A 13972-nucleotide genomic window follows, 5' to 3' on the forward strand; every position below is an offset into this window, starting at 1 on the left:
ATATTTTGGCTTGACTTCTTCGGGCAATTACTGCTTGCCATTCCTGCCGATCAGTGCAATAGTAAAACAATAGTTGAAATTCAATTCCCCAATGGTTTTGCGATATGGGTATAGCCGGTTCAACAATTTACCATCACGACAAGAGACGTTTTGCCCGGGTACGTTTTGAGCGCACGATCAAACTCTATGCTGATGACTCAACCGGTAGGCAGTATAATGCCAAAAATTTGAGTTTGGGCGGTATGTTTCTTGAGGGTGGAGAAGAGTATGCAGTCGGTCAGGACTGCCGTATTGAACTGCACGAGACCGGCCACCGCTCAAGCATGATTTATAAAATTTGTGGGAAAATTGTCCATACCGAAAGCAGGGGAATGGGAATCGAATTTACCGGCATGGAAGATCACAGCCTCATGTATCTGCAGACCATGGTTCTCTATTCCTCCGATGATCCAGTCGCCGCCGCAGAAAATTTCGACGATGTCATGGCCCAGACAGGCTCTTCTTCCACCTGCTGAAAACTTCTGTAAACCTCGACCACAAGCCAGGAATAGAGTTTTCCCAAAACCTGTTTTCCTGGTTCGTTCACTTCCATCTTTCTGTTAAATCCACATGTCTCAGACAAATAGTGAATCAATGGCCCCACTGCGCTGGGTCGGTGCCTTAGGCGCACACACTCTCTATGTTCTCGGCGATTTAGGGCGTATGGGCGTTTTTCTTTTCTGGGCTGTTCTTGGTGTATTCAAAAGGCCATTTCGTTTTAAAGAGTTGCTTAAACAGCTGAGTTTTATCGGTGGCGGTTCAATGACGCTCATCTTCTTCACTGCCCTTTCCTCGGGTATGGTCCTCGGGCTTCAGGGGTACTACTCGCTGCATAAGTTTGGTGCCGAAGGGATGCTTGGTTCAGCGGTCTCTTTGACGCTGATCATGGAACTCGGCCCGGTGCTCACCGCGCTCATGGTTGCAGGACGTGCCGGCTCAGCCATGTGTGCAGAGATCGGCATCATGCGCATCTCGGAGCAGATTGATGCCCTTGAATGCATGGCCATTGACCCCTTTCGGTATTTTATCTCTCCGAAATTTCTCGCTGCTCTTCTTTCCCTTCCTCTGTTGACGGCATTTTTTGATGTAATTGGTATCTTAGGAGGATATATAGCCGGGGTACACCTGATGGGGGTGAATTCTGGTGCCTATTTTTCAGGTATGGAGCAGAGTGTCACCAATCACGACATTCAGTTGGGCGTGATTAAATCGTTTATTTTTGGTTGGCTGGTTGTCTGGATCTGCACAGGACGGGGGTATCTGGTACAAAAAATACGGGGTGCCGGATTCGGTGCCGAGAGTGTGAGCAAGGTCACTACCCAAGCGGTAGTTCTGTCTTCTATCTCGGTCCTGGTGTTTGATTACCTCTTGACAGCGGTGTTGCTATGACCCTAACTCTGCATGAAGAGGCCGTAATTCGTTTTGTCGATGTTTGTGTCAGCTTTGCAGGGCGAATGCAAGAGAATATTGTGCTTGACCAGGCAAACTTCACCGTGCCCAAGGGAAAAACCACTGTTATTGCCGGAGGGTCCGGTCAAGGGAAAAGTGTTATTCTTAAGCTCATTCTAGGACTTTTACGGCCCAACTCGGGGCAGGTTCTAGTGGGTGAAAAAAATATAGCGACCATGGGGTACGCCCAGCTACAGGAACAACGCATGCGCTTTGGTGTCTTGTTTCAGGGGTCAGCTCTTTTTGATTCTCTTACAGTCTTTGAAAATATTGCCCTGCCGCTTCGAGAGCGTACGAGCATGCGCAATGAGGAAATTGTCGCAAAGGTGCAAACGACACTTAAGCAGTTAGAGCTCGGTGGACATGAGGATAAATATCCAGCCCAACTCAGTGGCGGCATGAAAAAAAGGGTGGGGCTTGCTCGTGCCCTGCAACTTGATCCGGAGATTGTTCTCTTTGATGAGCCGACAACCGGGCTTGATCCGGTCATGACGAGAGAGATTTACGAACTCTTTACCCAAACCCAGCAGCGTCTTGGCTACACCGCGGTTATTGTCAGTCATGATATCCCGCAAATTTTTTCACTTGCAGATCAGATAATTTTGCTCAATAAGGGAGAGTTAGACGTGTTTACCAATCCGTCGCAAATCCCGTTATCCTCAAAAACGAAGATTCGAGAATTTGCCCGTTTGGTGCTCGGATATGAGGAGACAAAAGGCTGAATGGAAAGGTGTCTAAGCTATCCCAGGCAAAGACAACACGTGTAACACTTTTGAGTATGCTCTAAAAGGAGGGGAACCATGCACAATTCGCGCATAGAGGTTTTTGTCGGTTTATTTTTAGTTGTCGGCTTCCTCGCTCTTGGTTGGTTAGCCCTGCAGCTTGGAGAGGTACCCTGGATAACCGGTGCCAAATCCTATATCATAAAGGCTGAATTCAACAATATCGCCGGAGTGAAAGAGGGCGCCGATGTTCAGATTGCTGGAGTCACCGTGGGAAATGTGCAGGCATTAAGCCTCAACAAAGACAGGCGTGCCGTTGTCAGCATGCAACTTGACAATGGTATCACTTTACCCATAGACTCCATAGCATCGGTGAAATCTCAGGGAATCATCGGGGACAAATACATCCAAATCACCCTTGGCGGTGACGAGGTCGTCTATAAGCCTGGAGAGGTCATTTGGGACACGGAATCATCGGTCGATCTGGAATCTTTAATCTCTAAATTTGCGTTTGGTCAGGTGGGGAAATGATAAAAACGACTTTATCATCACTGTGGATTTCTCAAGTAATGAGAGGGGGGAGGCTTGCTCTCGTGGCTGTTCTTTTGCTGAACGCGACTCCGGTGCTGGCCGTAGATCTGCTCGATGATGCGAGTTATGAATCGGTTCCAGGGGAAATGGTGGCTGATCCGATAGAACCTTTGAACCGGGCTTTTTTTGCCTTTAACGATACTTTCTATCTTTGGGTTCTCGATCCGGTGGCCAGCGGTTACTCCATGATCCTCCCTGAGGATATCCGCGGTTGCGTTGATAACTTCTTCTACAACCTGGCTGAACCTGTACGGGCTGTCAATTGCCTTTTACAGGGGCGTATTAGCGATAGTGGTATTGTGCTGACACGTTTTGTTATTAACTCAGTCTTTGGTGTGTTTGGTCTGGCTGATGCGGCTGCACATGAGTTTAAGCTCGATCCTGTGCACGCCGCCTTTGGGGAGACCCTTGCTGTTTGGGGCGTTGGAGATGGTCTGTATCTGGTTGTCCCGTTTTTTGGGCCGTCAACTGCCCGTGACTTTCTCGGTGTCGGCGTTGACACCTTCGCTATGACGACCTATTATCCCTGGCGTGACGATGATATGACTTTGGTTTCCCTGGCGATTGCTCAAAGGGTGAATACAACATCGCTGCATCTGGGTGAATATCAGGATATGAAATCGATGAGCTTTGATCCCTATATTGCCTTTCGAAGCGGTTATTTTCAGATGCGCAGTAAGCGTCGTCAACACGGCCAGCCAGTCGATGAGGCTCAGCTTGGCAACTGAGCAGAATGATACCTGAATCCGTGACGGCGGATTGACGCTGATGATGCTTACGGATTCAGGTGATATATCGCTCGTTATTAGGCTCCTGACGCACCGACGAAAAGTCTACGGGTTTCAGGAACAACTTCACGCACTTTTTTGTTTTTAGGTAGGTACATGCTGTTCTCAACCATTAAAAAAGCTCTGTTTTTTTTCACATTTTTTCTCTTTGCCTGCAATCTTCCTGGTGGTGAGAAGGCCTTTGCTTCACCTGATCCCACCGAGCAGTTTAAGCCTTTTTTGGAAAAAGTCGTTGGTAACCTTGCTGATCCTGCCTTGAAGAAACTTTCCAAAAAAGAACAGGCGGCGCACATGATCAAGGTCGTCAAGGAGCGATTTGATTTCACCGAGATGAGCAAGCGTGTGCTCAATCCAAAATGGCGGGAGCTCTCTGCGCAGGAACAAAATGAATTCCAAGATCTTTTTACCCAGTTGCTGCAGTTTGTCTATGTTGGCAAAATAGAGGATTATTCCGGTCAAAAGGTACAGTTTACCCAGCAGCGGATGCGGGGCCCACGGGCAGAGGTGCAGACAGAACTTGTTGATGCCAATCGGAGTATTGCCATCTCCTATCTCCTAAAGTTGGAAAATGGTCAATGGATGGCCTATGATGTCGTGGTGGAAGGTATGAGCCTGGTGCGTAATTACCGGGAAGAGTTTATTAAAATCATTACCAATGACGGATATTCTCAGCTCGTTAAGCAGATTCAAAGTAAAGTTAATGAGTTAGAGAAACAATACACCGAAAAATAAATTCTGAAACAATCATTCGAGACGATGGTTGCTGGACCCCTTTGGCCATTTTCGTGAAGAGTACGGAAATGGCCAGATTTAGTTTAACTCTCTAAAATTGCAGTAATCTCCTCGAAACAGCCAAGATTTCAGGGTGCCTAAAATATTTATCTTTCCTGTTAATTCTTCTTTTCTCTTGGCGAAAGTGTATTTTTTTTGTATAATTCTCCGTTTCAGCGGAGAAAAGTGCGTCTTGCGGAGGGGTTAGATATGTTAGTTCGGTTCAACGAGATTTCACCGCATGGCAGCACATTTGTCCTCAACGAGATTCGAGAGCTTGCAGAGCAGCAGGATTTTATCCTTGATGGTCCTGTTACCGCTGAGTGCACCCTGAAGAGAAATGGGGAATCCAAGGTGGTCCTGCAGGGGCGAATTGAACTGACGGTGCAAATCGCCTGTGATCGATGCCTTCGTCTTTATTCTGTCGAAGTTTGCACAGAGTTTCAGCAATTGTTTGCCCTTGATTCTGACGAAGCCTGGCAGGTGAAAGATGTTGAATCCATGCCAGCTGATCTCGAAACAGAGATCCTTGATGAACCTGTCATAGATCTTGACGATACCCTGCGCCAGCAGGTATATCTTGCGCTCCCTGTAAAAAAACTGTGCGTCACCGGATGCGCAGGGCTTTGTCTGCAATGTGGGGCCAATTTGAATGAAACAACGTGCACGTGTGAAAAGGTTGTTGATTCGCCTTTTGCTGTTCTTGCACAATTGAAGAAATAGAAGAGTACTTTAAGTTATTTATCCCTCAGAGTGCAAGCCTGTTGTCAGGCTTGTGAGGAAGAAGCATACGGAGGAAAGACCATGGCTTTACCTAAAAGAAGACATTCCTATTCCAGAACCCGCCAGCGTCGTGCTCATGATGCCTTGAGCAAGCCCAGCATTGGCAATTGCCCTGAGTGTGGCGAGCCCAAAATGCCCCATCGCCTCTGCGGTGCCTGCGGTATGTACAGAGGGAAATCTGTTTTCCGTCTTGAGGAAGAGCTGGATTAATAAGGCAGAGTTGTGAGAATAGCCCTTGACGCCATGGGTGGCGACCTAGGGCCAGAAATGGCGATTCAGGGGGCGCTTGCTGCTGTTGGCGGCAATCCGGATCTCCGTGTCATTCTGGTCGGACCATCTGATCGGCTTGATGCCCAGCTCGCTGAGCTTGGTAACGGCCAGGATGATGTGCTGCAGAGAATATCAGTGCAGCATGCCTCTGAAGTAATTACCATGCACGACTCGCCAGTAGAGGCGGTGCGCAAAAAGAAAGAAGCGACAATCGTCGTTGGCTTTGATCTGGTTAAGCGTAAGGAAGCCGATGCTGTGGTTTCGGCGGGAAATTCCGGTGCGACGATGGCTGCGGCCATTCGTAAGCTGGGACGTTTGCCAGGGATCGCCCGGCCGGGAATAGCAAGTTTTTTTCCCACGGTAAAAAAGCCGGTCATGCTGATGGATATTGGTGCCAATGTGGACTGTCGTCCCCAGCACCTCTACCAGTTTGCTGTTATGGCCTCTTCCTGCGTCCGCTTGCTGCAGCAAAATCCTACTCCTCGGATAGGCCTGCTTAGTAACGGCGAGGAGGTCACCAAAGGAAACGGACTGGTCAAGGAAGCTCATGCACTGCTTGGTCGTAGCCACCTGAACTTCATCGGCAACGTTGAGGGGCGGGATGTGTATCGAGGCGATGTCGACGTTGTGGTCTGTGACGGATTTGTCGGAAATATTTCTCTGAAAATCAGCGAAGGGCTGGCAGAGGCCGCCATGATGATGCTCAAGAGGGAAATATTGAAGAAGTGGCGTTACAAGCTGGGATACCTGTTGATACGTGGAGCCTTTTCCGGGTTCAAAAAACAGGTGGACTACGCCGAGTATGGTGGCGCTCCACTGCTTGGGATCAACGGGACCGGTATTATCTGTCATGGCGCCTCCAATGCCATCGCTCTTCGAAATGCAATAGAGGTTGCATCCGATATGGTTCGCAACCAGGTGAACGAGGCAATAATCGCCAATCTTGATGGTTTCGAAAAAGGTCAAAATCCCGAAATTTAGGCACTATACAATCAAGGGGTTCTGTGGATCGGAACGTCGTTCTCGAGGCTTTTTAGAGAATGACAAATTTGGCGAATGCTGATGGCTTCGCAGGCGGTCGTTCGATACGTCGTTCTTGCAACATAACAGTATCCTTTTCTGCGATACGCCGTTCTTTGGTCTCTAGGTGAAACAATGCCTGGAGATAATCAGATTCTTAAAACTAAAATAAGCACCTCCACCCATGGAGGTTTGTCGGTCTGTGCCGGAGTTTATCTGCAAGTTCTGGTGAAAAAAGGCTGGCGGCCTATCGAGAAAAAGGTTGTTCATGAGTAAAGCTGTAATTTTAGGCACGGGATCCTGCCTACCCAAAAGAGTTGTAACTAATGCCGAACTCGAGCAGATGGTTGACACCTCAGACGAGTGGGTCACAACCCGTACCGGTATCAAAAATCGTCACATCGCTGGGGAAGGCGAACTCAACTATCAGCTGGCGGCGAAAGCTGCTCGTCGTGCCCTGGCCGTAACCGGTATTGAACCACAAGAAATAGATCTGATCATTGTGGCCACATTGTCGCCTCATATGATTATGCCTTCTACCGCCTGTTTTGTTCAGGCAGAAATAGGTGCAGTAAACGCGTTTGCCTATGATATTAACGCAGCCTGCGCTGGGTTTACCTACGGACTTGATCTGGCAAGCCAGTACATTCAAAATCGTCCGAACATGAAAATTCTCCTCATTGGCTCGGAGACACTTTCTGCCCGAGTCAACTGGGAGGATCGTAACACCTGCGTCCTTTTTGGCGATGGGGCAGGGGCCGTGATCCTTGGAAGTTCCTCCGATGATCGCGGTGTAATGGGCAGTCGCCTGCATTCAGATGGGAACTCCTGGCATATGCTGTGTATGGACAGCCCGGAAAGCCAGAATCCCGATCTGCGTTATGATGATTATGTGGGTCCGCTGATTCGTATGAACGGCAGTGAGATTTTTAAGCAGGCCGTTCGCATGATGGAAGATGCGGTGAACACCCTTTTGCGCGAGCAGGGGGTCACAATGGATGAGATCAGTATTCTCATTCCCCATCAGGCTAATATTCGTATCCTCAAAAAACTGCGGGAGCGTTTAGGACTGCCTGAAGAAAGGGTGTTTATTAACCTGAGCAAGTATGGCAATACGTCAGCGGCCAGTATTCCCATTGCCTTGGACGAAGCCCATCGTCAGGGGCGGCTGCAGCGTGGCGATCTTGTGTTACTGTGTACTTTCGGCGGTGGCCTCACCTGGGGCTCTCTGCTTTTGCGCTGGTAGAAGACGTAAGGAGAGTATTTGTGGATTATTTTTTCACTGAAGAGCAACAGATGATCATTGATACCGCTCGTGAGATTACCAACGAGAAGATCATCCCGGTACGAGCGGAATTAGACGAAAAAAATCAGTTTCCCCGTGAAATCCTTGAGGACATGGCCAAGGCTGATATGTTCAGCATTTTTGTTCCGGAAGAGTATGGAGGATTTGGTGGGGGCTGTTTCGAAATCGTTCTTGCAATGGAAGAACTTGCCCGTGGTTGTGTTGGCGTGGCGACAAGCTATGCTGCCAGCGCACTTGGGATTTTTCCCGTGCTGATTGCCGGTAGTGAAGAACAGAAACAAAAATATATGCCCCAGATTGCCTCTGGAAAACGCTGGGCCGCCTTTGGCCTGACCGAGGCAAATGCGGGCAGCGATGCCTCCGGCATTCGCACTACCGCCGTTCTTGACGGTGATGAGTGGGTTCTCAACGGTACCAAACAGTGGATCACCAACGGTGGTGAGTCGGAAATTTATACCATTATAGCTATGACCGACCCCAACAAAGGAGCCCGTGGCGCCTCCATCTTTATTGTCGAAGACGGTGATCCTGGTTTTTCATACGGAAAAAAAGAAGACAAGATGGGCATTCGCTCCTCTTCAACCCGTGAGCTGATTTTAAAAGACTGTCGCATTCCCAAGGATCGCCTGGTTGGCCGTCGCGGAACCGGATTTATCACGGTTATGAAAACCCTGGATATGTCCCGCCCTGGTATTGCTTCCCTTGGTGTGGGCCTGGCGCAGGCTGCCCTTGATGAGGCGGTTATTTATGCCAAACAACGCAATCAGTTCGGTAAGCCGATTATCTCCTTCCAGGCTGTGCAGCACATGCTTGCCGACATGGCCATTCAGGTCGAAGCCGCCCGCGCTCTGGTTTATGGTGCTGCCAAGCACATTGACGCGCATCCCAAGGATATGTCCAAGGTCTCTTCCATGTGTAAGGTCTATGCAACTGATGTTGCCATGAAAGTGACCACGGATGCAGTTCAGGTCCTTGGCGGCTACGGCTACATGAAAGAGTACCCGGTTGAGAAGATGATGCGCGATGCCAAAATCCTTCAGATTTATGAGGGAACCAACCAGATTCAGCGCAATGTAGTTGGCCAGGAACTCAACAAAGAATATTCCTAAGAGGCATTCCCGCATGCAGATCATTGTTTGCGTCAAACAGGTTCCAGATGCCAAGGATGTTCGCCTGGATCCAAAGACAAATACCCTGGCCCGCGAAGGTGTAGAGTCGATCATGAACCCCTATGATCGTCACGCTCTGGAAGAGGCTGTGGCCATCAAAGAACAGGTGGGCGGTGCGGTCACCGTTCTCACCATGGGGCCTCCCCAGGCTGAAGCCGTGTTGCGTGAGGCCATCTCCTGTGGTGCCGACGACGGTGTTCTGGTCTCAGACCGCGGTTTTGCAGGCGCCGACACCTGGGCAACCAGCTATACCCTGGCCCAGGCCGTCCAATCGATTGGTCCCTGTGACCTGGTTCTTTGCGGCAAGCAGGCCATCGACGGCGACACCGCTCAAGTCGGACCCGGTCTTGCGCAGCGATTGCAGGTTCCCTTTGTCACCTGTGTGCAAAAGACCCGTTCTGTCAGCAAGGAAGCCATTGAAGTCGAGCGGATGATGGATGACGGCTATGATGTTGTTCGCCTGCCGCTTCCCGCTTTGATGACTGTGGTCAAAGATATAAATGAGCCAAGGGTTGCCTCTCTTAAAGGGAAGATGAAGGCCAAAAAAACCAAAATTCGGACCCTGTCCGCAGAGGACATCGGTGCTGATCCGCAATGTATTGGTTTGGCTGGTTCTCCAACCCAGGTGGTTAAAGTGTTCTCTCCGGAGCCTCGAGGCGATCGCCGGGTTTTTGCAGGGAGCGTTGAAGAGCAGGTCGAGCAGTTGATTGAGTGCTTGAAACCGTACCTCTAAACCTGAACAATTTCTTGAAGCAACTGGATATCCTATGCTGATTATCGATTGTGATCTTTGCACCGCCTGCGGCATCTGCGAAGGCAACTGTGCCTTTGGTGCCATCAGTGTTCAAGACGACTGTGCTGTGGTCAACGAATCTTGCACGCTTTGCGGTGCCTGTGTTGAAAGCTGCCCGGTTGAGGCGCTGCGCATTGAAGTGGCAGAAAAACGCACCCAGGATAACCTGGATGACTATAAAGGGATTCTCGTTTTTGCCGAATACCGGCATGGCACGGTTGCACCGGTAAGCTTTGAGTTGCTTGGTATCGGACGTAAACTTGCAGATCAGCGCCAGGTTGACTTAAGTGTTATTTTGCTTGGCGGCAAAGTAGGCGGCTACAGTGAGGCATTAATCGCAGCCGGAGCTGATAGAGTGTTGCTGGCTGAACATACAGATCTTGAACAGTTCCGTGAAGATGTGTACGCCGCAGTCCTTGAACGGGTTATCAGTGAGTCTAAACCGGAGGTCGTTCTCGCTGGAGCCACTGCCATAGGGCGTTCGGTCATCCCGTATGTGGCCACTGCTTTGAATGCCGGGCTGACTGCCGATTGCACCCGCCTTGAGATTCGTGAGTCTGATGGTATGCTTTTGCAGACACGGCCTGCCTTTGGCGGCAATATCATGGCAACCATCGAGTGTCCCCATACCCGTCCGCAGATGGCAACTGTACGCCCTAAAGTCATGGCACCAGCTGAGCCTGATCCCACACGAAAAGGGGAGGTGGTTGCACTCAATGTGGCGGAATACGTTCCCGCTTCGAAACTGGAAGTTATCGAAACCGTGGTCAACGATGAGGATCAGGTCAACATTCAGGAAGTCGAGGCCCTGGTCGCAGGTGGACGCGGGCTTGATTCCGCCAAAGGGTTTTCCCTTTTGCGTGAACTGGCCGATGAACTCAGTGGCACTGTTGCCGCTTCCCGAGCCGCCGTTGATTCCGGCTGGATTCCATATCCTCATCAGGTTGGGCAAACCGGCAAAACTGTGAATCCCAAATTGTACATCGCCTGTGGTATTTCCGGTGCAGTGCAGCACGCCGTCGGCATGCAATCAGCCGAGGTCATTGTTGCCATTAACCGTGACAAGGCTGCCCCCATATTTGACCTGGCAACCTATGGAATCGTTGGCGATCTGTATGAGGTGGTTCCCCAGCTGATTCGCAAAATCCAGGAGGTAAAAAAATGATGCTTGAAAATATGGTGGCCCTGGTCACCGGCGGAAGCCGTGGCATAGGACGAGCAATTTGCAAACGCCTCGCCTCCATGGGAGCCCTGGTCGGCATTAATTATGTCGCCAACCCGACTGCAGCTGACGAAACCCTTGCACAGATTGAGGCAGCCGGAGGTAAAGGATTTACTGTTCGCTTTGATGTGGCTGATACTGAAGCCGCTCAGGAGGCGATCAAAGATATTATTTCTACTCATGGCCAGATTGATATTCTGGTCAACAATGCGGGAATTACCCGCGATGGCTTGATGGCACGCATGAAGGAAGATGACTGGGATAGCGTGCTTGATACCAATCTGAAGGGGGCGTTTTGCTGCAGTAAGGCAGCTATGCGGCCCATGATGAAAAAAAGGTGGGGGCGTATTATTAACGTCTCGTCGGTTGTTGGATTTACCGGTAACAGCGGCCAAGTGAATTATAGTGCTGCAAAGGCCGGGTTGGTTGGCTTGACCAAATCCATGGCCCGGGAACTTGCAGGGCGCAATGTTACCGTTAACTGCGTGGCTCCTGGTTTTATTGGAACCGACATGACCGACGGCCTCCCCGAAGATGTTCAGGAAGCACTGAAAACCCAGATACCCCTGGGAGCGATGGGGACTCCGGAAGACGTGGCCGGAGCGGTTGCTTTCCTGGCATCATCTGACAGTAACTATGTTACCGGTCAGACCCTGCACGTCAATGGCGGGATGTACATGGGTCATTGATGATGCAATGTCAGAACGATGAGATTCTGGCATTGGTTTAACACAAACAAACTACAAAAAATTTTTGAGGAGAATAACAATGGCAGTTGAAGATAAAATGATTGACATCATCGTCGAACAATTAAGCGTTGATCGTGACAAGGTTGTTCCTGGTGCTTCTTTTGTTGATGATCTGGGTGCAGATTCCCTGGACCTGGTTGAACTGATCATGGCCATGGAAGAAGAGTTTGATGTAGAGATCCCGGACGAAGAAGCCGAGAAGATCGTCACTGTTCAGAATGCTATCGATTTCGTAGCAAAAATTCAGGACTAAGACGAGGCAGTAACGTGAAACGACGGGTCGTTGTAACCGGTATCGGCTTGGTCACGCCCCTGGGCGTAGGTACCCAGGAAACGTGGAATGCACTGATTAACGGCAAAAGCGGTGTTGGCCCCATAACCCGCTTTGACGCCTCTGATCATGCCTCGCAGATTGCCGCGGAAGTGAAGGATTTTAATCCTGAATTGTGGTTTGAGAAAAAACAGGCAAAAAATCTGGATGCCTTTGTTCAATACGGGGTTGCCGCTGCTGATATGGCCTGGAAAAACAGCGGCCTGTCGATCACCGATGAAAATGTTGATCGGGTGGGAGTCATTACCGGCTGCGGCATGGGCGGGCTCCCTACCATTGAAGAGTACCATTCAGTCTTACAGAAAAGAGGACCCAGAAAAATAACACCTTTTTTCATTCCTCGGGTGATTCCCAACATGCCTTCTGGGCATATTTCCATGCGTATTGGCAGTAAAGGGCCGAATTTGACCCAGACGACTGCCTGCGCTGCCGGAACTCATGCCGTTGGTGAGGCTTTTCGTCATATTGCCTACGGGGACTGTGATATAGCAGTAACCGGCGGTACCGAGTCGGTGATCTGTCCGCTTGCCGTCGGTGGATTCAGCGCGATGAAGGCACTGTCCACCCGCAATGATGATCCGACCACCGCCTCCCGTCCCTTTGACCGTGATCGCGATGGGTTTATCATCTCAGAAGGGGCAGGCATGATGATCCTGGAAGAACTGGAATCCGCGCAAAAACGTGGTGCGACCATTTATGCCGAGGTTATCGGCTATGGGCAGTCCAGTGACGCCTACCACATTGCCGCACCTCCTGAGGATGGAGAGGGGGCTGCACGTTGTATGAAGGCAGCGCTTCGCGATGCAGGGCTTAATCCCGGCGATCTTGATTACATCAATGCCCATGGGACGTCCACTCCACTCAATGATAAATGTGAAACCCAGGCCATTAAAACGGTCTTTGGCGAGCATGCCCACAAGCTGATGATCAGCTCCACCAAATCCATGACCGGCCATATGCTTGGGGCTGCTGGTGGTATCGAGGCCGCCTTCACGACAATGAGTCTGTATAACGGTATTATTCCTCCGACTGCCAACCTGCATAATCCGGATCCGAATTGTGACCTTGATTATGTGCCGCTGACCGCACGTGAAGTCAAGCTGGAGACGGCGATGTCCAACTCCTTTGGCTTTGGTGGTACCAACGGTGTTGTTGTCTTTCGGAGATTTGCCTAATCTTCCCCACAAGGAGGACTGAAGATGAACATAGCACTGGGATGTGACCATGGCGGCATTGAGCTTAAACAGGAGGTAAAAGACCTTCTTGAAAAGGCCGGGCACACAGTCAACGATGTGGGAAGCTACAGCAATGAATCGGTTGACTATCCGGAATTTGCCGACAAGGTATGCAACGCTGTAACTGAAGGTGTCAGTGAGCGGGGTATTTTAATTTGCGGTACTGGTATCGGTATGTCGATTGCGGCCAATCGTCATCGTCAAATCCGCGCAGCACTTTGTCATGACGCTGTTACCTCGCGTATGAGCCGCGAGCATAACGACGCCAACGTTCTCTGTCTTGGTGCACGTGTACTCGGTATTTCCGTTGCCCTGGATATTGTTCAGGTCTGGCTGGAGACTGAGTTTGCCGGTGGCCGTCATCTGCGCAGGATAAATCTGATGGGGTGAAATCCTCTTTGCCTCAGTTCAATAAACCGGTACGCTTTTGTCTAAAGCTACCGGTTTTTTTTGTTTGCCCGGCATGGCGGGCAAACCCAGCCTGCGTTCCGCAGGCGTCACCCCGACCAGGGGGAAGACAATCCGAATCGCAAGGGCGTTGCTGGTAACGGCAGGGTCTGAAGGAAGCGATAGGAAGTGAACGGTCCATAGCGTAAGTGAACCTGATTCGGCCAAACGGAAGGGTAAGCGTGCAAAATAGCGCGAAGCCCGATACCTGGTCAGTTCCGTGTGGTGTTTGAGGATGGCATCGTTCACCGGGAGTTCGCCTTAACCGGGGAAGCCTTACATCATTG

19 protein-coding genes are annotated in these 13972 nt (G+C 50.3%); 18 read left to right on the forward strand and 1 reads right to left on the reverse strand.

All coding sequences use genetic code 11. The features are described 5' to 3' along the window. The first annotated feature begins 104 nt into the window (after nt 1–104). The 18 genes from JWJ90_RS09175 to rpiB all read left to right on the forward strand — a co-directional run bounded on the left by JWJ90_RS09175 (nt 105) and on the right by rpiB (nt 13628). Nucleotides 105–515 (forward strand): PilZ domain-containing protein, encoded by a 411-nt coding sequence (locus JWJ90_RS09175; protein ID WP_205226919.1) that lies wholly within the window; start codon nt 105–107, stop codon nt 513–515. A 118-nt stretch (nt 516–633) separates the two neighbouring features. Then, entirely contained in the window at nt 634–1428 is a 795-nt protein-coding gene (locus tag JWJ90_RS09180) for an MlaE family ABC transporter permease (RefSeq protein WP_240194845.1), read from the forward strand. Then, nucleotides 1425–2210: an ABC transporter ATP-binding protein gene (locus JWJ90_RS09185; RefSeq protein ID WP_205226921.1), complete on the forward strand. Its 786-nt coding sequence runs from the start codon at nt 1425–1427 to the stop codon at nt 2208–2210. Before JWJ90_RS09180 ends, JWJ90_RS09185 begins: the two co-directional genes overlap by 4 nt. 78 nt (nt 2211–2288) lie before the next feature. Further along, nucleotides 2289–2741, forward strand: a complete 453-nt coding sequence (gene mlaD, locus JWJ90_RS09190; protein WP_205226922.1) for an outer membrane lipid asymmetry maintenance protein MlaD — start codon at nt 2289–2291, stop codon at nt 2739–2741. Nucleotides 2742–2803: 62 nt separating this feature from the next. After that, nucleotides 2804–3529 (forward strand): MlaA family lipoprotein, encoded by a 726-nt coding sequence (locus JWJ90_RS09195; RefSeq protein WP_205226923.1) that lies wholly within the window; start codon nt 2804–2806, stop codon nt 3527–3529. Nucleotides 3530–3685: 156 nt separating this feature from the next. Further along, the gene (locus JWJ90_RS09200) at nt 3686–4321 is read left to right on the forward strand and encodes an MlaC/ttg2D family ABC transporter substrate-binding protein (protein WP_205226924.1); all 636 of its coding nucleotides are present in this window, start codon (nt 3686–3688) and stop codon (nt 4319–4321) included. A 249-nt stretch (nt 4322–4570) separates the two neighbouring features. Continuing rightward, complete coding sequence (locus JWJ90_RS09205; protein WP_205226925.1) at nt 4571–5083, forward strand: YceD family protein; 513 nt, start codon at nt 4571–4573, stop codon at nt 5081–5083. 81 nt (nt 5084–5164) lie between these two features. After that, nucleotides 5165–5353 (forward strand): 50S ribosomal protein L32, encoded by a 189-nt coding sequence (rpmF, locus tag JWJ90_RS09210; protein ID WP_205226926.1) that lies wholly within the window; start codon nt 5165–5167, stop codon nt 5351–5353. Nucleotides 5354–5365: 12 nt separating this feature from the next. Continuing rightward, entirely contained in the window at nt 5366–6394 is a 1029-nt protein-coding gene (gene plsX / locus JWJ90_RS09215) for a phosphate acyltransferase PlsX (RefSeq protein WP_205226927.1), read from the forward strand. A gap of 174 nt (nt 6395–6568) precedes the next feature. Further along, entirely contained in the window at nt 6569–6709 is a 141-nt protein-coding gene (locus JWJ90_RS09220; protein WP_205226928.1) for a hypothetical protein, read from the forward strand. Further along, nucleotides 6702–7679: a beta-ketoacyl-ACP synthase III gene (locus tag JWJ90_RS09225; protein ID WP_205226929.1), complete on the forward strand. Its 978-nt coding sequence runs from the start codon at nt 6702–6704 to the stop codon at nt 7677–7679. The genes JWJ90_RS09220 and JWJ90_RS09225 overlap by 8 nt, the downstream gene beginning before the upstream one ends. Before the next feature lie 20 nt (nt 7680–7699). Beyond that, on the forward strand, nt 7700–8848 hold the full coding sequence (locus tag JWJ90_RS09230) for an acyl-CoA dehydrogenase family protein (RefSeq protein ID WP_338032309.1): 1149 nt from the start codon (nt 7700–7702) through the stop codon (nt 8846–8848). A 13-nt stretch (nt 8849–8861) separates the two neighbouring features. Continuing rightward, entirely contained in the window at nt 8862–9641 is a 780-nt protein-coding gene (locus JWJ90_RS09235) for an electron transfer flavoprotein subunit beta/FixA family protein (protein WP_205226930.1), read from the forward strand. 34 nt (nt 9642–9675) lie between these two features. Further along, nucleotides 9676–10866 carry an electron transfer flavoprotein subunit alpha gene (locus tag JWJ90_RS09240; RefSeq protein ID WP_205226931.1) on the forward strand — a complete coding sequence of 397 codons (1191 nt, stop codon included), beginning with the start codon at nt 9676–9678 and terminating at the stop codon, nt 10864–10866. Further along, nucleotides 10863–11612, forward strand: a complete 750-nt coding sequence (gene fabG, locus JWJ90_RS09245) for a 3-oxoacyl-[acyl-carrier-protein] reductase (RefSeq protein ID WP_205226932.1) — start codon at nt 10863–10865, stop codon at nt 11610–11612. The genes JWJ90_RS09240 and fabG overlap by 4 nt, the downstream gene beginning before the upstream one ends. 79 nt (nt 11613–11691) lie before the next feature. Then, on the forward strand, nt 11692–11925 hold the full coding sequence (gene acpP / locus JWJ90_RS09250) for an acyl carrier protein (RefSeq protein ID WP_205226933.1): 234 nt from the start codon (nt 11692–11694) through the stop codon (nt 11923–11925). Nucleotides 11926–11939: 14 nt separating this feature from the next. Continuing rightward, nucleotides 11940–13178 carry a beta-ketoacyl-ACP synthase II gene (gene fabF / locus JWJ90_RS09255; RefSeq protein ID WP_205226934.1) on the forward strand — a complete coding sequence of 413 codons (1239 nt, stop codon included), beginning with the start codon at nt 11940–11942 and terminating at the stop codon, nt 13176–13178. A 24-nt stretch (nt 13179–13202) separates the two neighbouring features. Further along, a complete protein-coding gene (rpiB, locus tag JWJ90_RS09260) occupies nt 13203–13628 on the forward strand; it encodes a ribose 5-phosphate isomerase B (protein ID WP_205226935.1) in 426 nt (141 codons plus the stop codon). An 18-nt stretch (nt 13629–13646) separates the two neighbouring features. On the opposite strand, the gene JWJ90_RS09265 is transcribed toward rpiB, so the two are convergent. Next, nucleotides 13647–13934 (reverse strand): hypothetical protein, encoded by a 288-nt coding sequence (locus JWJ90_RS09265; RefSeq protein WP_205226936.1) that lies wholly within the window; start codon nt 13932–13934, stop codon nt 13647–13649. Nucleotides 13935–13972 lie beyond the last annotated feature (38 nt).

It is taken from the genome of Desulfobulbus rhabdoformis, from assembly GCF_016919065.1.
GTDB classification, from domain to species: Bacteria; Desulfobacterota; Desulfobulbia; order Desulfobulbales; family Desulfobulbaceae; genus Desulfobulbus; species Desulfobulbus rhabdoformis.